Source organism: Streptomyces sp. NPDC037054, from assembly GCF_055606745.1.
Genome location: NZ_JBVJSJ010000005.1, coordinates 18,205 through 34,505, shown reverse-complemented (window position 1 = coordinate 34,505; position 16,301 = coordinate 18,205). Strand labels below are relative to the sequence as shown.

Sequence of the window (16,301 nt, the reverse complement as noted above, 5' to 3'; positions counted from 1 at the left end):
TGTGGGCGGGGCTACTTGGCTGGATTCCGCGCCTGCCAGGACAGCCTTACGACGTCACGGCGCCCGACGTCAGGAACGAAGTTCAAGTCGCCACGCCGCATGCCGGCACCGAGCCGTCGGTCAGTTTGCTGACGCGGACGGGGACGACGGTGGGGCGCTAGCCGAGCCAGTCGTGCTGGAGAAGGTGCTTGGGGAGGTACTCGGACTCGACGTTGATCGGAAACTTGTCGTCGTAGGCCCAGCAGGCGATGGCGAGGGGGCCGAGGGGCAGAGCACCGTCAACGTCGGAGCGACGCTCCTCCGTCGCTGTCCAGTAAGCCTGATACAGGTGCAACGCCTCCTCCAGGGCCGGGCTGAACCCCTCCACGTCCCAGCGGACGAAGCGGTAGAAGAGGTTGATCGGCGGATACAGAACTCCGTCGAGAAGGTCACGCGGGGCGACCGTGGCCACGTCGGGGTGAGAGGCGTTGAGAGTGGCGGTGAGCTTCTCGACGAGGCCGGGGCGCCGGAGCCAGTAGGTCTGGAGGGTGTCGACCCAGAGGTAGATGTACTCGTCGACGATCCCCTCGGTCACCCGCAGCCTGTCCACCGGAATCTCGCACAACTGCGTCATCCGGTCAGGCTCCCGGCAGATCACCGCCAACCAGAACGCAGAGAGCCACGCACCCGCATTGGCAGTCGGAAGCGTGCCGATCTCGGGGATGGTGCGGACCTTGCGATTGATGTGGCACTCGACGGTGCCTTCACTCGCTCCCGTCGCCGCGAAGAACGCCGAACCCATCTGCATGGCGTTGACGGCCGCATCCCAGGTCTCCACCTTGGCCGCCGACGGATCGACAAGGGACCGCACACGGAGATGCAAAAGGGCGGTATTGAACGTCGAATCAATCACCGCGGTTGATCGCTCAAGACGGTCGATACCCCTGAGGAGACTCTTCTGTAGATCGGCCGACAACTGCCGCGCTTCGGCATCCGGCGTGATCGCGTGCCGCTCAACGCGCACTGTAACCAGGGTTTTCCCACGTCGACGTCAGGAACGAGCCCCAGGCCGCCGCGCCGAATACGATCACCGGACCGTCCGTCAGTTTGCTGTCACGGACGGGGACGACGGTGGGATGGCCTACGGCTACTTCCACGCAGTTGTTGGCCCCGCCATCGCTGTAGCTCGACTTTCGCCATGCCGCACCGCTGAGGTCGGTGGTGTGCTTCATGACGGCTGCTCCTCCAGTACGTCCCTGATGAACGTCAGCGAGTCGGACGGGGTCAGTGCCAGATCCCGAAGCCGATCGTAGGACAAGCTGTACCGAAGTGCGTCCGCCGGATCGTCCATCAGGAGACCGCTGCTGTCCCCCTCGGTGTAGGCCACGGCACTTCCGTCCGCCTGCCACAGAAGGGTCAGCGACCCCTTGCCCATGAGTTGGTGAACGCCCGCCGAGAACGGCAGCACTTGGACGACGACATGAGGCCAATCCGCGACGCTCTCGATGTGGCGCAGTTGTCCGATCCAGGTCTCGGCTGTGGCCGACGGGCGCCGGAAGGCGAGTTCGTCAATGATGAAGCGGACGTTGGGACGCGGGTCTCGGCAAAGCAGCAACTGTCGCCCCATGCGCGCGGCCACCTGCTCCTCAACCGCCTCGGTGTCCAGGTCCGTTGCCTGCGGGCCGGACAACACCTCGCGGGCGAAGTCCTCCGTCTGCAGCAGCCCTGGCACGTCCGGCGTGTAGACACGCATGACCCGGGCTGCGGTCTCGAGCCGCATGTACTCCCGGTACTTGTCCTTGAACGCGTCGTACCGCGCCAGCCTCCACAGCCCGACCAGCAGGTCATCCGCTCCGTAATAGCTGTCCAAATCCTCCATCACCGTCACCTTGGACAACCGCTCCCCCGACTCCAGCCGGCACAGGTAGCTCTTGTCGTAACCGGTGTCCTCGGCCAGTTGGCCCAGGGACTTGCCCGCCTTCTCCCTCAGGTACCGCAGCGTGCGGCCCAGTACCGCGCGTCCCGACTCCCTCGCGCCGTCGACCGGTTTGTCCACGTCCGCCCTCCTCGTTGCCCCGGGGCGCAGTCAACGCGAACCCCCTTCCGCAGCGTAGGCACGGGGCGTGACGATCAGGGCGCGAACAGTCATCAGTCACCCCCAGTGAGGAGCCCTCGTGAGCAGTCCCCTTCGTCTTCTGCCGTGGACCACCCCGGACGGCAAGCCCTGTTACCTCAAGTCCGACGGTGACCGTGGGGTGATCTCTCGGCTCGCCGACGACATTGAGGAGGCGCACATCCGATCGGGTCAGGGCGTGCTCGGGGGCGCCCGTGCCGTGCTCGCCGACCGGGCGGCCGGTGAGCGGGCCCTGCGGTTCGCGCTCACCCGGACCGTGGAGTCGCTGGAGGACGTGTTGCGGGTCGCCGTCAGTCGTGGGGACCGTGTGTCGTCACCGTGACGGCGCCTGCCCGTGTCAGTGGTGGTTCGTAGGCTGCCGTCATGGGTTTTGACACGAGCTATCACCCCGTCGACATGCGCCTGGTCGAGACGCGGCTGCTGCCGTATCTCGCGGGGCACGGGGGTGACGACGGCATCGATGATCTGGCGCGGCGGGCCGTCGCGATACGGAAGACGCGGTTTCGGGCCAAGGCGTGGGCGCTCGGGGTGCAGGAGGCGCTGCGCGGCGATGCCGGTGACAGCGGGTTCGACGCCTGGCTGCATGTGTGGGGGCGGCCGTTCTTCATCGTGGGTGACGGGGTCGGCGACGTCGTCGAGGGCATGCAGCGGTATCTGGCCGCCGAGGACCTCGACGCCGTGGACGCGATCGCGGCCGAGATGATCGGGCGGATCGATGCCTCGTTGGCCGGGCGGGTCGTGCCCGACTCCGGTGGGCGGCTGCCGGACGACGCCGAGCTCGCCGCCAACCTCACCCAGGCGCTGCGGATTCTGCGCGGTGCCGCGCTCGCCGTGCGGGCCGGTCGGCGGACCGTGCAGCATCCCCGGGGCGACCGGGAGTTCGACGCCGCGCAGCTCCTCGCCCAGGAAGTGCCGTTCAACCTGCTCACTTTCGCGGCCGCCCTGCTGCCCGGCTGGATGTCGCGCGGTTACACCTGGCCGACCCGGCTGTGCTCCGACGCCGGGGTGCCGGACGAGGGGTTCACCGACGCCGGGGCCCTGACCGGGCTGCTGCGTGAGCAGTTCCCCGCGCTCGACTGGCCCGTCCTGCCGGACACCATCGTCGCCAACTACTCGGTGGGCGGGTTCGTGCCCGCGCCCGACGTGCCCAAGGCGCGGGCCCATCTGGCCCAGGAGCGGGCGCGTCTGGAGTGCGACGACGTCGATCTGCGCAAGCTGGACGAGGCCCTCGGCACCGCCGAACACCTCGGTGTCGCCTTCTGCGAGGCCACCGAGATCTACAGCGGTTTCGAGGGCAGTCTCAACTGAACCGGTCGTCGGCCGACCGTCAGCCGACCGTCGGCGTGCCGTCGGCGTGCCGTCGGCGGGGTTCACGTCCCGACGTGCACGTCGGTTCCCGTCACCCGCACCCTGACCCCGTCCCGCTCCACCCGTACGTCCCGCAACCGCAGGTCACCGCTCGGCGGTTCCGGGAGGGTGAAGCCGAGGGAGAGGCGGTCGGCCAGGACGGGGCGGGTGAGGTGGGTCAGGCCGGTGAGGAGGCCGGCGGTCAGGCCCACCTTGGCGAGGAGTTCGGGGTGGTCGGCCGCCAGGTCCAGGAGGTTGAGCCTCAGCGCCTGGCGGACGAAGCGCGGAGAGCCGGTGAGTTTCGCCAGCTCGGAGTCGTCGCGCAGGGCCGCGCGGATCGTCGCGTCGGACACCCCGAGCCGCCGTACCAGCGCCGGGACCGACAGAAGGGCGCGGGCCGTGCGCTTGCCGCGGGCGATCTGCTGCGCCGCGCCCGCCTTCAGGTGCAGTCCCTCGGTGGGGCCGCCGCCCGGGCGGTACGTCGCGAGGTCGCCGATGTCCAGGCGCATGCCGCCGACCCGCGTGGCGATGCCCCGCTCGCCGTCCCGCCGGATGCTCGCCTCGGCGCGCAGCCGCAGTGACTGTCCGGCGACGGGCAGCGTGCCGCGGGCGACGACCCGGTCGGGCCCGTCGGCCGTGAACGTGACCTGGGACGCGCCCAGTTCGCGGTTCAGGTCGTCGAAGGACAGCAGGACGTCGCCGGTCAGTTCGGGTATGCCCGCGCCGCGGACGCGGGTCGGGCCGTCGGTGTCCAGCCGTACGTCGTGGGCCGTCGCCGAGACCGTCGCCAGGGAGACCCGGTCCGCGGCCACGTCCGGGACGGTGACCCGCAGGGAGTCCAGCCGTTCGTCGGCGACCTGGGTGAGGAAGGGGAAGCCGGAGATGTCGACCTCGGGGGCCGCTGACAGGTGGAGGCGGTCCTTGAGGGCGTCCGCGGCCCGGTGTTCGGCGTAGAGCAGGGCCCATCGGTCGGCGAGAGTGAGGAAGGCGGTGAGGACCATCAGGCCCACCACCGCCTTCGCCGCGAACGGCAGTCCCGCGAGGAGCCCGCGCCGCCTGCGACGGCTGCCGCGACGGTGGTTGGGCGGGCTCCAGGGCTCGTCGTCCTCCTCGGTGTCCGGGTGCGGGGCGGTCCCGAGGTCGTCGGGAGTGCCCAGTGGATGATGCGTCACTGTGTGGTGGGGGGTACGCATCGATCAATCCGACCCGCGTACCGCCCCCACCCGCAACCTCTACCCGAGGTATGCGACTTACCTCACGCAAACCGTTTCAACGGTCTACTTCCACCGCTTCAACGGCTCGCGCACCCGCCTCACTTCACGATCGTGATGCGGTTCGCCGCCGGCGGCGCGATCGGGTTCGACGCCGAGGAGTTCGCCATCAGGTACTTCTCCAGCGCGGCCAGGTCGTCCAGGCCCACGAGGTCGTTCGTGCCCTGGCCCAGCGTGGCAAAGCCGTCGCCGCCGCCCGCGAGGAAGCTGTTCGTCGCGACGCGGTACGTGGCCGCCGGGTCGATCGGCGCCCCGCCCAGCTTGATGGAGTCGGTGACGACACGGTCCGCGCCCGTCTTCGTCAGGTCCAGCGTGTAGGTGAGGCCCGACGAGACCTGGAGGATCTTCGGGGACGCCTCGTTCGCGCCGCTCACCTGCTCCTTGAGCACCTGGATCAGCTGCGCGCCCGTGAAGTCCTGGAGGTTCACCGTGTTCGCGAACGGCTGCACCGTGAAGCCCTCCGCGTACGTCACCACACCGTCGCCCTCACCGGCCTTGGCCGCGTAGGTGAGGGGCGCGCGGATGCCGCCCGGGTTCATCAGCGCCAGGTCGGTCTCCGGGTCGAGTTCCTTGCCGTGGGCGAGCTGCGCGTCCGCGATCAGGTCGCCGAGCGGGGACTCCGTACCGGTGTTGCCGATGTCGCCCGAAATGTACCCGATGGCGCGGTTGCCGATCGGGGCGGCGAGCGCGTTCCACTTGCTGATCAGCTCGGTCATGTCGGGCGCCTTGGGGACGTCCCGGGTGACCACGTGGTTCGCCGACTTCACCGCGGTACGGGCGATGTCACCCGTCCACCGGTCGTACGTCAGCGTCGTGTCGGTGTAGAGACGCCCGAAGGACGCGGCCGAGGTGACCATGCGGGGCTTGCCCGCCGGGTCGTTGATGGTGCACACGTACGGGCTGTGCGTGTGGCCGGTGACCAGCGCGTCGACCTGCGGCGTGATGTTCTTCGCGATGTCGACGATCGGGCCGGAGACCCCGTCGCCGGCACCCGGCGAGTCGCAGTCGTAGTTGTACGCGGAGGAGGCCGGGAAGCCGCCCTCGTGGATGAGCGCCACGATCGACTTCACGCCCTGCTTCTGCAGCTCCTTGGCGTACTTGTTGATCGTCTCGACCTCGTCCTTGAACGTGAGGCCCTTGACGCCCTCGGCGGACACGATGGCCGGGGTGGCCTCCAGCGTCACACCGATGAAGCCGACCTTGACGTCCTTCTTCTTCCACACCCAGTACGGCTTGAGGATCGGCTTGCCGGTCTTCTCGTCGAGGACGTTCGCCGCGAGGTACGGGAAGTCGGCGCCCGCGAACCCCTCGTCCGTGTAGCAGCCCTCGGTGGGGTGGCAGCCGCCCCGCTGGAGGCGCGCCAGCTCACGGGCACCCTCGTCGAACTCGTGGTTGCCGACGGACGTCACGTCGAGGTCGAGCTTGTTCAGCGCCTCGATGGTGGGCTCGTCGTGGAACAGGCCCGAGATCAGCGGCGAGGCGCCGACCATGTCGCCACCGGCGGCGGTGATGGAGTACGGGTTGCCCTGGCGCGCACCGCGCAGGTGCGTGGCGAGGTACTCCACGCCGCCCGCGTCGACCGTCTTCGTCGTGCCGTCGGCCTGGAGTTCGGTGACCCGGCCGGAGGAACCGGACGGCGGCTCCAGGTTGCCGTGCAGGTCGTTGAAGGACAGCAGCTGTACGTCCTGGTAGCGGCCGGTCTGCTGGCTGCTCGCCCGCCCGCTGTCGTCCGCGCTCGCCGAGCCGGGCAGCGCCGCGGCCAGCGCGCCGGCCGTGGCGAGGCCGGCCGCCGCCGCGATCAGACGGTACGTACGGCGTCTGCGGCGCGAGTGCGCCTGAGATGTGGTTGGCATACGCCCCCCTGTGGATGTGCTGGGAATGTGGGCCCCGTCCGGCGCAGCCTAAGGTCAACGCGCGTAGCGCGACAGGTCCTTCGTGGTTACATCCTGGTTGCTTCTTTGCCGACACTTCGGGCACGCCTGCCCTTACCCTCGTACGCATGACCAGCGACGACATCGCACAGCCCGGCGGCGCCCGCTCGATCGAGACCTGCGCCGCGCTCTCCCCGGAGCAGACCGACGCCGTCCTCGCCCTCCTCGCCGAAGCCGCCCGGCACGACGGCCAGCAGGCGGTGTCCGAGCAGGGACGGCTCCAGCTGCGCGGCGGCGAACGCGAGGGCGTCGCCCACCTGCTGGCCCTGTCCGGCGACGAGCTCGTCGGGTACGCCCAGCTGGAGGACACCGACCCGGTGGAGCCGCCCGCCGCCGAACTCGTCGTCCACCCCTCGCACCGCGGCCGGGGTCACGGTCGCGCGCTCGGCTCGGCGCTCCTCGCCGCCTCCGGCAAGCGGCTGCGGGTCTGGGCGCACGGCGGCCACTCCGCCGCCCGGCACCTCTCGCAGGTCCTCGGCCTCACCCTGTTCCGCGAACTGCGTCAAATGCGCCGCCCGCTGGCCGGGTTCGACGCGCCCGAGCCGGCACTGCCCGAGGGCGTCACCGTCCGCACCTTCGTCCCCGGTCAGGACGACGCCGCCTGGCTCGCGCTGAACGCCGCCGCCTTCGCCCACCACCCCGAGCAGGGCTCCCTCACCCAACGCGACCTGGACGACCGCAAGGCCGAACCGTGGTTCGACCCCGCTGGGTTCTTCCTCGCCGAACGGGGCGGCGAGCTGGTCGGCTTCCACTGGACGAAGGTGCACGCGCAGGAACGGCTCGGCGAGGTGTACGTCCTCGGCGTGAGCCCCGCGGCCCAGGGCACCGGCCTCGGCAAGTCCCTCACCACGATCGGCCTGCGCCACCTCGCGGCCCAGGGCCTGCCCACGGCCATGTTGTACGTCGACGCCGACAACAAGGCCGCCGTGTCCGTGTATGAGCGACTCGGATTCACGACGTACGAGACGGACCTCATGTACCGCACGGAGACGTGACGGAGGACGACCGCGCGCCGGGGGACCGACGGCTGGCCCCCCGGGGGGGGGCTCCACACCTTCTCCACACACCCTTCAACCAGAGACCCTGGGGAGGGGCCCGGCCCCCTGTTCCACCACCTCTCCCCCACGTCACAGGACCCCCGCGAGCCGCCCCCCGCTATCCCGCACGTCATGTCGCCGTAACCATCGATTCAGACGGACTTGCGAGGCTCGGCGAATGACGCCCGCCGTGCCAGAGCCTTCGCCGCCTCCCGAGGGGAACGCGCGAAACGGGGACCTCCGGATCGCCGCCGCGCTCCCACGCGCGCGTTCCGACGCGCCCGTGACGCCCCACGCGCGGAACAATGGGTCCATGAGCCAGCCGAACACCCAGGCACAGGTCCAGCACGCGCAGCCCTCCGTGGGCTCCATAGCCGCGCACCGCCCGCACACCGTGGCGGCCACGGTCTCCGACCTGGAACCCGACATCGACGCCGACCTCGACGGCTACGAGGAGTCGCCGTCGGACGGTGTCCCGCTGCCGACGGGCCGGTTCCTGGACCGGGAGCGCAGTTGGCTCGCGTTCAACGAGCGCGTCCTCGAACTCGCCGAGGACCCGAACACGCCCCTGCTGGAGCGCGCCAACTTCCTCGCGATCTTCGCCAGCAACCTGGACGAGTTCTTCATGGTCCGGGTGGCGGGCCTGAAGCGCCGTATCGCCACGGGTGTGGCCACCCGCTCCGCCTCCGGCCTCCAGCCGCGCGAGGTCCTGGAGATGATCTGGGCCCGCTCGCGGGAGATCATGGCCCGGCACGCCGCGTGCTTCCACGAGGACGTGGCCCCCGCCCTCGCCGAGGAGGGCATCCACCTGGTCCGCTGGAACGAGCTGGCGGAGAAGGAGCAGGCGCGGCTGTTCACGCTGTTCCGGCACCAGATCTTCCCCGTGCTGACGCCGCTGGCCGTCGACCCCGCGCACCCCTTCCCGTACATCTCGGGCCTGTCGCTGAACCTCGCGGTCGTCGTCCGCAACCCCGTCACCGGGCACCGGCACTTCGCGCGCGTGAAGGTGCCACCGCTGCTGTCCCGCTTCCTGGAGGCCTCCCCGGGCCGGTACGTCCCCATCGAGGACGTCATCGCGGCTCACCTGGAGGAGCTGTTCCCGGGCATGGAGGTGCTGGAGCACCACGCCTTCCGCCTCACCCGGAACGAGGACCTGGAGGTCGAGGAGGACGACGCGGAGAACCTGCTCCAGGCCCTGGAGAAGGAGCTCATGCGGCGCCGCTTCGGGCCGCCGGTGCGCCTGGAGGTCGAGGAGTCCATCGACCGCGAGGTGCTGGACCTGCTGGTGCGGGAGCTGAAGATCAGCGAGGCCGAGGTGTACCCGCTGCCGGGCCCCCTGGACCTCACGGGTCTCTTCCGCATCCACAGCCTCGACCGGCCGGAGCTGAAGTACCCCAAGTTCATCGCCGGCACCCACCGGGACCTCGCCGAGGTCGAGTCGGCGTCCGCGCCGGACATCTTCGCCGCGCTGCGCAGCCGTGACGTGCTGCTGCACCACCCCTACGACTCGTTCTCGACGTCCGTTCAGGCCTTCCTGGAGCAGGCGGCCGGCGACCCGGACGTGCTGGCGATCAAGCAGACCCTGTACCGGACCTCGGGCGACTCCCCGATAGTCGACGCGCTCATCGACGCCGCCGAGTCCGGCAAGCAGGTCCTCGTCCTGGTCGAGATCAAGGCCCGTTTCGACGAGCACGCCAACATCAAGTGGGCGCGCAAGCTGGAGGAGGCCGGCTGCCACGTCGTCTACGGCCTCGTCGGCCTGAAGACGCACTGCAAGCTGTCCCTGGTGGTCCGCCAGGAGGGCGAGACGCTGCGGCGCTACAGCCACGTCGGCACCGGCAACTACCACCCGAAGACGGCCCGCCTCTACGAGGACCTCGGCCTGCTCACCGCCGACCCGCAGGTCGGCGCGGACCTGTCCGACCTGTTCAACCGGCTGTCGGGCTACTCGCGCCGCGAGACGTACCGCCGGCTGCTGGTCGCCCCCAAGTCCCTGCGCGACGGACTGATCTCGCGGATCAACAAGGAGGTCCAGCACCACCGTGCCGGACGCCCCGCGTACGTCCGCGTCAAGGTCAACTCGATGGTCGACGAGGCCATCATCGACGCCCTGTACCGCGCGTCCCAGGCGGGCGTGCCGGTGGACGTGTGGGTGCGCGGCATCTGCGCGCTGCGCCCGGGCGTCGCGGGCCTGTCGGAGAACATCAGGGTCCGTTCCGTGCTCGGCCGCTTCCTGGAGCACTCCCGCGTCTTCGCCTTCGGCAACGGCGGCGAGCCGGAGGTGTGGCTCGGCAGCGCCGACATGATGCACCGCAACCTCGACCGCCGTATCGAGGCACTGGTCCGGGTCACCGACCCCGCGCACCGGGCGGCCCTCAGCCGCCTGCTGGAGACCGGGATGTCCGACACGACCGCGTCGTGGCACCTCGGCCCGGACGGCGACTGGACCCGGCACGCGACGGACGCGGACGGCGTGCCGCTGCGCAACATCCAGGAGATGCTCATAGACGCCCGGAGGCGCCGGCGTGGCAAAGCAACACCTTGACCCGACGGAACCCCCGGCCCCGCCGGTGACCGGGGACGCCCTCGCGGGCTACCTGCGCTGCCAGGCCACGGAGTTCCTGCGCGCGCTGCGCCTGCACCGGGAGAGCGGGGGGTCGGCCGCGGCGGGCGGCTCGGAGGGTTCCGTCGACGCGGCCCGGGCGCTGCGCCGCTCGGCCCGCCGGATCAGCGGCAGCCTGCACACCTTCCAGGCGCTCCTCGACGCCGACTGGGCGGAGACGATGCGCCCGGAACTGGCCTGGGTGTCGGGCACGCTGGCCCTGGAGCACGCGTACGCGTCCCGCCTCGAACGGCTGCTGCAGGCCCTGCACCGCCTGTCGGGAGCGGCCGTGCTGCCGGCGCAGGGGCCCGCGGCGGCGGGACCCGGCGGCGCCGGCCCGCGACACCCGTCGGCCGGCACCGAACGCAGCAACCTCACGGTCGGCGCCGCCAAGGCGGGCGCCCTCCTCGAACGCCAGCTGACCCTGGCCCGGACCCGCGCCCACTCCACCGCCCTCCAGGCCCTCGGCAGCAGCCGCTTCCACGCGGTCGCCGACAAGGTCGCCGTCCTGGCCAGCGAGGTCCCGCTCGCGAAGACGGGGGCGACCGCGGAGCTGGGTCCGGCGGCCGAGGCGGCCGAGGAGCGGCTGGCCGCGGCGGTCGCGGCGCTGCCGCTGGTCACCGCGGGCAGCCCGTACAACTCGGAGGCGCTGATCCACGGCCTGTCCCCGGACACGGCCCCGCACCCGCAGGACGCGCCCTGGCACCAGGTCCGTCTGCTGCTGCGCCTGCACCGGTACGCGCGCGAGGTGCTGCACGGCGAGTACGGCGAGGAGGCGCCCGTGGACGTGCGGCTGCTGACCGCCGGGCAGGCCCTGGACCGGCACCGCGACGCCTCGGAGGCGGCGGCGGCCGCGGCGCAGGCGGCCCGCACGCCGCGGATCGCCCCGGCGACGGCGTACGCGCTCGGCGTGCTCCACGCCGATCAGCGGCACGAGGTGGAGGCGGCGCGGTACGCGTTCCAGCGCTGCTGGGAGAAGGCGGCGGTGGGCACGCCGTAGCGGGACCGCCGGGCGTGGCCGGGCCGGCGGGACGCAACCGGGCCGGCCGGGCGTGGCAGGGCCGACCGGGCGTGGCCGGACCGGCCAGGCGTAACCATGCCGGCCGGACGCAACCGGGCCGACCGGCCGTGGCCGGAATCAGGCGGTCGCCGGAAGGCGGCGGAGGACGACAGCAATCCCGAAGGCGGTGAGCGCTCGGTGAGCGATTCCGACAACGGCACCGTTCAGGCGGCCGGCTGCGTCCTGTGGCGCCGCTCCCCACTGGACGGCGCGCTGGAGATCTGCCTCGTGCACCGGCCGAAATACGACGACTGGTCGCACCCCAAGGGAAAGCTGAAGCGCGACGAGGATCCGCTCGCCGGCGCACTGCGGGAGGTCGAGGAGGAGACGGGGCACGTCGCCGCGCCGGGCGCGGCGCTGCCCACGGTGCGGTATCTGGCGAACGGGCGGCCCAAGCAGGTGCGCTACTGGGCGGCCGAGGCCGTCGCCGGTTCCTTCCTGCCGTCCGACGAGGTCGACCGCGTCCTGTGGCTGGCACCCGGACCTGCGAAGACGCGCCTCACGCAGCCCCACGACCGGGACCTCGTCGACGCGCTGCTGGAAGCCCTGCGGCTGGGCTAGGGCCTGTCGCGTGGGCCCCGGAGAGCGGAATCACTCCGTGTCCTCGACGTAAGCGTTCCGTTACCTCACCGCACCGACCACAGGGGTTCACCCCGCGTTCATTTACGGCCATCGGCGGCTTCACCTGTTCTGCCTAATTTCGGCCTTAGCCGATGCGAGCCGTGCCGCGTAATCCCTCGCCCACGCGTCCGCATCAAACAGACTTCGCACGCCGCCGAATCAGGACGGCGGCTCCTGGAAGGAACTCCCTCAAGTGAAGCTTCAGCGCAAGAACCGGCGGGCCCTCGCTCTCGGTGCTCTCGCCGTCTCCGGCGCCCTGGCCCTCACGGCGTGCGGCTCCGACGACACCGGCGGCAACACCGGCGGTGGCGGTTCCTCGGAAACCACTCAGGCCGGCAACATCGACTGCGGCGACGCCAAGGGCCAGCTCCAGGCCTCCGGCTCCTCCGCCCAGAAGAACGCGATCGACGCCTGGATCAAGCAGTACACGGCCAGCTGCAAGGACGTGCAGGTCAACTACCGTCCTGACGGTTCGGGCGCCGGCATCACCGCGTTCACCCAGGGCCAGACCGCCTTCGCCGGTTCGGACTCCGCGCTGGACCCGGAGGAGATCACGGCCTCCAAGAAGGTCTGCAAGGGCGGCCAGGGCATCGACCTGCCGATGGTCGGCGGCCCGATCGCGGTCGGCTTCAACGTCCCGGGCGTCGACGCGCTCAACCTGGACGCCGCCACGCTCGCCAAGATCTTCGACAGCAAGATCAAGAAGTGGAACGACCCGGCGATCGCGAAGCTGAACCCCGAGGCGAAGCTTCCCGACCTGCAGATCCAGGCCTTCCACCGCTCCGACGAGTCCGGCACCACGGACAACTTCACCAAGTACCTGAAGGCCGCCGCGCCGAAGGACTGGAAGTACGAGCCCGAGAAGGCGTGGAAGGGCGCGGGCGGCCAGTCGGCCAACGGCTCCTCCGGCCTGGCGCAGCAGGTCAAGGCCACCTCCGGCGCGATCGGCTACTTCGAGCTCTCCTACGCCAAGGACGGCATCAAGACGGTCGACATCAAGACCGAGGCCGCCGAGCCCGTCAAGGCCACGGTCGAGAACGCGACCGCCGCCATCGGCGCCGCGAAGGTCGTCGGCACCGGCAAGGACCTGGCGCTGGAGCTCGACTACACGCCGTCCGCCGACGGTGCCTACCCGATCGTCCTCGTCACGTACGAGATCGTCTGCGACAAGGGCAACAAGGCGGACACCCTGCCCGCCACCAAGTCCTTCCTGAACTACATGGCGTCCGAGGACGGCCAGAACCTGCTGGCCGACGCCGGCTACGCCCCGATGCCGACCGAGATCATCACCAAGGTCCGCGAGACCATCTCGGGCCTGAGCTGACCTGAGTTGCGGTCCGGCCCTCCGGGGCCGGGCCGCACCGTCCGGTGCACCGCCGCCAGGAGCGCGCGACCGCGTGACTCCGCAGACCGGAGAACTCAATGGACATATCGACACAGAACCCAACCGCACCCCCGCCCGTACAGCCCGGCCCCGCCGCGCAGAAGCGCGCCGAGCGCGGTGCCACCCGCCCCGGTGACCGGATCTTCCTCGGTCTCTCCCGCGGGTCCGGCATCCTGGTCCTGGTGATCATGGCCGCCATCGCGGCCTTCCTGACCTACCGGGCCGTCCTCGCCATCGGCAAGGACGAGGCCAACTTCTTCACCACCTTCGAGTGGAACCCCAGCGGGATCCCGCCCGAGTTCGGCATCGCGGTCCTGGTCTTCGGCACCATCGTGTCGTCGATCATCGCCATGGTCATCGCGGTCCCGATCGCCGTCGCCATCGCGCTGTTCATCACGCACTACGCCCCGCGCAAGCTGGGCGGCACCATCGGCTACGTCATTGACCTGCTCGCCGCCGTGCCGTCCATCGTCTACGGCCTGTGGGGCGCCCTCGTCCTGGTCCCGAACCTGAACGGCCTCTACGGCTGGATGGACGAGTACCTCGGCTGGACCGGCGTCCTCCAGTGGAACGGCGGCGCGCCCCGCTCGCTGTTCACCGTCGGCATCCTGCTCGCGATCATGATCCTGCCGATCATCACCAACGTGAGCCGCGAGGTCTTCCGGCAGGTCCCGCAGATGCACGAGGAGGCGGCCCTGGCTCTCGGCGCCACGCGCTGGGAGGTCATCCGCATGTCCGTGCTGCCGTTCGGCCGCTCCGGCGTCATCTCCGCCTCGATGCTCGGCCTCGGCCGCGCCCTCGGCGAGACGATGGCCGTCGCGATGGTCCTCTCCCCGAGCTTCGACATCACCGCCAGCCTGCTCGACCCGGGCGGCGGCACCTTCGCCCAGAACATCGCCAGCAAGTTCAACGAGGCCACCACCATGGGCCGGGATGCCCTGATCGCGTCCGGTCTGGTGCTCTTCGTCATCACCCTGCTGGTCAACGGCGCGGCCCGCCTGATCATCGCCCGCCGCAAGGAGTACTCGGGGGCCAACGCATGAGCAACGCAACCGTCACCGAAAAGCGCAGCTCCCTGCGCGGCGCGACGCTGCCCAAGTGGTTCCCCTGGGCGGTCGCCCTGGGCTCCGTCGGCGTCGGCCTCGGCATCTCCAGCGCCGCCGGGCTGCACAGCAACATCCAGTGGGGCCTGATCGCCGCACTCGCCTTCGTCGTCGGCACGTACGCGATCTCCGCGTCCGTCGAGGGCACCCGGCAGGCCAAGGACCGCATCGCGACCAGCCTGGTCTGGGTCGCGTTCATCATCGCCGTCGTGCCGCTGGCCTCGCTGATCTGGGAGACCGTCGAGCAGGGCGTGAAGGTCCTCGACGGCTACTTCCTCACCCACTCGATGGGCGTCGTCGCCGACACCGAGCCCGGCGGCGGTGTCTACCACGCGCTGCTCGGCACCCTGGAGCAGGTCGGCCTCGCCACCCTGATCTCCGTCCCGGTCGGCGTGCTCACCGCGATCTACCTCGTCGAGTACGGGCGCGGCAAGCTCGCCAAGGCCGTCACCTTCTTCGTCGACGTCATGACGGGCATCCCGTCGATCGTCGCCGGTCTGTTCATCCTCAGCCTGTGGATCGTGATCCTGGGCATGGGCTACTCCGGCTTCGCCGGCTCGCTCGCCCTGTCCATCCTGATGATCCCGGTGGTCGTCCGCTCGACCGAGGAGATGCTCAAGCTCGTCCCGAACGAGCTGCGCGAGGCGTCGCTGGCGCTGGGCGTGCCGAAGTGGCGCACCATCCTGAAGGTGGTCCTGCCGACGTCGATCGGCGGCATCACCACCGGTGTGATGCTCGCCATCGCCCGCATCACCGGCGAGACCGCGCCCGTACTGTTGCTGGTCTGGGGTACCAACTTCATCAACGCGAACCCCTTCTCCGACCCGCAGGCCTCGCTGCCGATGTACATCTACCTCCAGTACGCGAACAGCGGTGGCTCGGGTGCGGCCTACGACCGTGCCTGGGCGGCGGCACTGACGCTCATCGCCTTCATCATGATCCTCAACCTCGTGGCCCGCGGCATCGCCCGCTGGAAGGCCCCGAAGACCGGTCGCTGACGCGGCCTCGGACGAACAGTCAGCGACTCGGACTCGAAAGAAGCAGTGATTCACCATGGCCAAGCGCATTGATGTCAGCGGCCTCAACGCCTACTACAGCTCGTTCCTCGCCATCGAGGACATCTCGATGACGATCGAGCCCCGCTCCGTGACGGCCTTCATCGGCCCGTCCGGCTGCGGCAAGTCCACCTTCCTGCGGACCCTGAACCGCATGCACGAAGTCACGCCGGGCGGGCGCGTCGAGGGCAAGGTCATGCTCGACGACGAGAACCTGTACGGCGCCGGGATCGACCCCGTCGCGGTGCGGCGCGAGGTCGGCATGGTCTTCCAGCGGCCGAACCCGTTCCCGACGATGTCGGTCTACGACAACGTGGCGGCGGGCCTGCGGCTGAACGGCAAGTACAAGAAGTCCGAGCTGGACGACGTCGTCGAGAAGTCGCTGCGCGGCGCGAACCTCTGGAACGAGGTGAAGGACCGCCTCAACAAGCCGGGGTCGGGCCTCTCCGGCGGCCAGCAGCAGCGTCTGTGCATCGCGCGGGCGATCGCGGTCGAGCCGAACGTCCTGCTCATGGACGAGCCCTGCTCCGCCCTCGACCCGATCTCCACCCTCGCCATCGAGGACCTGATCGGTGAGCTGAAGGAGCGCTTCACGATCGTCATCGTGACGCACAACATGCAGCAGGCGGCGCGTGTCTCCGACCGGACGGCGTTCTTCAACCTGGCGGCCGTGGGGCAGCCGGGCAAGCTGATCGAGATCGACGACACGGAGCGGATCTTCTCCAACCCGTCGGTCCAGGCCACGGAGGACTACATCTCCGGCCGCTTCGGCTGAGC

15 protein-coding genes are annotated in these 16,301 nt (G+C 70.3%); 10 read left to right on the top strand and 5 right to left on the bottom strand.

Translation table 11 applies throughout. The annotated features are described in order from the left end of the window. Nucleotides 1–157: 157 nt before the first annotated feature. Genes ACZ7D7_RS13625 through ACZ7D7_RS13615 form a run of 3 tightly spaced genes read right to left on the bottom strand, consistent with a single transcriptional unit; the run spans nt 158 to nt 2,035 of the window. On the bottom strand, nt 158–1,003 hold the full coding sequence (locus tag ACZ7D7_RS13625) for an immunity 49 family protein (RefSeq protein ID WP_470824301.1): 846 nt from the start codon (nt 1,001–1,003) through the stop codon (nt 158–160). Then, nucleotides 993–1,211 (bottom strand): DUF397 domain-containing protein, encoded by a 219-nt coding sequence (locus ACZ7D7_RS13620; RefSeq protein WP_470824300.1) that lies wholly within the window; start codon nt 1,209–1,211, stop codon nt 993–995. The genes ACZ7D7_RS13625 and ACZ7D7_RS13620 overlap by 11 nt, the downstream gene beginning before the upstream one ends. Next, a complete protein-coding gene (locus ACZ7D7_RS13615; protein WP_470824298.1) occupies nt 1,208–2,035 on the bottom strand; it encodes a helix-turn-helix domain-containing protein in 828 nt (275 codons plus the stop codon). Before ACZ7D7_RS13615 ends, ACZ7D7_RS13620 begins: the two co-directional genes overlap by 4 nt. Nucleotides 2,036–2,153: 118 nt before the next feature. On the opposite strand from ACZ7D7_RS13615, the gene ACZ7D7_RS13610 reads away from it, so the two are divergent. Both ACZ7D7_RS13610 and ACZ7D7_RS13605 read left to right on the top strand, forming a co-directional pair. Further along, nucleotides 2,154–2,435, top strand: a complete 282-nt coding sequence (locus ACZ7D7_RS13610) for a hypothetical protein (RefSeq protein ID WP_470824297.1) — start codon at nt 2,154–2,156, stop codon at nt 2,433–2,435. Between the two features lie 41 nt (nt 2,436–2,476). Beyond that, nucleotides 2,477–3,421, top strand: a complete 945-nt coding sequence (locus ACZ7D7_RS13605) for a hypothetical protein (RefSeq protein WP_470824296.1) — start codon at nt 2,477–2,479, stop codon at nt 3,419–3,421. Between the two features lie 62 nt (nt 3,422–3,483). Here the strand turns inward: ACZ7D7_RS13605 and ACZ7D7_RS13600 are convergent, their stop codons facing one another. Together ACZ7D7_RS13600 and ACZ7D7_RS13595 are read right to left on the bottom strand one after the other, a co-directional pair. Continuing rightward, entirely contained in the window at nt 3,484–4,653 is a 1,170-nt protein-coding gene (locus ACZ7D7_RS13600) for an LmeA family phospholipid-binding protein (protein ID WP_470824295.1), read from the bottom strand. 119 nt (nt 4,654–4,772) lie between these two features. Beyond that, nucleotides 4,773–6,584 (bottom strand): bifunctional metallophosphatase/5'-nucleotidase, encoded by a 1,812-nt coding sequence (locus ACZ7D7_RS13595; protein ID WP_470824293.1) that lies wholly within the window; start codon nt 6,582–6,584, stop codon nt 4,773–4,775. A 146-nt stretch (nt 6,585–6,730) separates the two neighbouring features. Between ACZ7D7_RS13595 and mshD the strand changes: the two genes are divergently transcribed. The 8 genes from mshD (at nt 6,731) to pstB (ending at nt 16,299) form a co-directional block, all read left to right on the top strand. Then, complete coding sequence (gene mshD, locus ACZ7D7_RS13590) at nt 6,731–7,657, top strand: mycothiol synthase (RefSeq protein WP_470824292.1); 927 nt, start codon at nt 6,731–6,733, stop codon at nt 7,655–7,657. 220 nt (nt 7,658–7,877) lie between these two features. Next, nucleotides 7,878–10,244 (top strand): RNA degradosome polyphosphate kinase, encoded by a 2,367-nt coding sequence (locus ACZ7D7_RS13585; RefSeq protein WP_470824291.1) that lies wholly within the window; start codon nt 7,878–7,880, stop codon nt 10,242–10,244. After that, the gene (locus ACZ7D7_RS13580) at nt 10,225–11,301 is read left to right on the top strand and encodes a CHAD domain-containing protein (RefSeq protein ID WP_470824290.1); all 1,077 of its coding nucleotides are present in this window, start codon (nt 10,225–10,227) and stop codon (nt 11,299–11,301) included. Before ACZ7D7_RS13585 ends, ACZ7D7_RS13580 begins: the two co-directional genes overlap by 20 nt. Nucleotides 11,302–11,499: 198 nt before the next feature. Continuing rightward, nucleotides 11,500–11,922: an NUDIX hydrolase gene (locus ACZ7D7_RS13575; RefSeq protein WP_470824288.1), complete on the top strand. Its 423-nt coding sequence runs from the start codon at nt 11,500–11,502 to the stop codon at nt 11,920–11,922. Between the two features lie 253 nt (nt 11,923–12,175). Next, nucleotides 12,176–13,306 carry a phosphate ABC transporter substrate-binding protein PstS gene (pstS, locus tag ACZ7D7_RS13570; protein WP_470824287.1) on the top strand — a complete coding sequence of 377 codons (1,131 nt, stop codon included), beginning with the start codon at nt 12,176–12,178 and terminating at the stop codon, nt 13,304–13,306. 98 nt (nt 13,307–13,404) lie between these two features. Next, the gene (pstC, locus tag ACZ7D7_RS13565) at nt 13,405–14,409 is read left to right on the top strand and encodes a phosphate ABC transporter permease subunit PstC (protein ID WP_470824286.1); all 1,005 of its coding nucleotides are present in this window, start codon (nt 13,405–13,407) and stop codon (nt 14,407–14,409) included. After that, nucleotides 14,406–15,467 carry a phosphate ABC transporter permease PstA gene (pstA, locus tag ACZ7D7_RS13560; RefSeq protein WP_470824285.1) on the top strand — a complete coding sequence of 354 codons (1,062 nt, stop codon included), beginning with the start codon at nt 14,406–14,408 and terminating at the stop codon, nt 15,465–15,467. The genes pstC and pstA overlap by 4 nt, the downstream gene beginning before the upstream one ends. Nucleotides 15,468–15,522: 55 nt before the next feature. Beyond that, nucleotides 15,523–16,299: a phosphate ABC transporter ATP-binding protein PstB gene (gene pstB / locus ACZ7D7_RS13555; protein WP_470824284.1), complete on the top strand. Its 777-nt coding sequence runs from the start codon at nt 15,523–15,525 to the stop codon at nt 16,297–16,299. Nucleotides 16,300–16,301: the final 2 nt, after the last annotated feature.

Coding starts and splice junctions, on each gene's coding strand:
- ACZ7D7_RS13620 (WP_470824300.1), bottom strand. CDS start 1,211: ATGAAGCACACCACCGACCTCAGCGGTGCGGCATGGCGAAAGTCGAGC.
- ACZ7D7_RS13605 (WP_470824296.1), top strand. CDS start 2,477: ATGGGTTTTGACACGAGCTATCACCCCGTCGACATGCGCCTGGTCGAG.
- ACZ7D7_RS13600 (WP_470824295.1), bottom strand. CDS start 4,653: ATGCGTACCCCCCACCACACAGTGACGCATCATCCACTGGGCACTCCC.
- ACZ7D7_RS13595 (WP_470824293.1), bottom strand. CDS start 6,584: ATGCCAACCACATCTCAGGCGCACTCGCGCCGCAGACGCCGTACGTAC.
- mshD (WP_470824292.1), top strand. CDS start 6,731: ATGACCAGCGACGACATCGCACAGCCCGGCGGCGCCCGCTCGATCGAG.
- ACZ7D7_RS13585 (WP_470824291.1), top strand. CDS start 7,878: ATGACGCCCGCCGTGCCAGAGCCTTCGCCGCCTCCCGAGGGGAACGCG.
- pstC (WP_470824286.1), top strand. CDS start 13,405: ATGGACATATCGACACAGAACCCAACCGCACCCCCGCCCGTACAGCCC.
- pstA (WP_470824285.1), top strand. CDS start 14,406: ATGAGCAACGCAACCGTCACCGAAAAGCGCAGCTCCCTGCGCGGCGCG.
- pstB (WP_470824284.1), top strand. CDS start 15,523: ATGGCCAAGCGCATTGATGTCAGCGGCCTCAACGCCTACTACAGCTCG.